Here is a 241-nt window from a genome sequence, read left to right on the forward strand (position 1 = left end):
GTCTACTTCCATGACGCAATGCGGGTTACCCATAGAAACAGCACCACTAAAAACGGTATGTTCTTCTGCACGAATAATATAAGTCAGCTCACGTTTGCTTGCTTTGAGCGGGATTTTACTCGGCTCAAAATTAGGGTGTCCCATGTTAACCGTTACTTGGCCGTCTTTTTCAATATACAGGGTGAGGTTACCAGATTTAGTTGAAACGCTAATTTTATGTTTATTGGTTAAGCCTTTCATG

1 pseudogene is annotated in these 241 nt (G+C 41.1%); it reads right to left on the reverse strand.

Going from position 1 to position 241, the window contains the following annotated elements:
* A pseudogene (dapF, locus tag AAEZ00_RS22045) lies at positions 1 to 241 on the reverse strand (diaminopimelate epimerase); the annotation flags it as partial.

This window comes from Shewanella sp. S1-49-MNA-CIBAN-0167, assembly GCF_040310145.1.
GTDB lineage: Bacteria > Pseudomonadota > Gammaproteobacteria > Enterobacterales > Shewanellaceae > Shewanella > Shewanella psychromarinicola.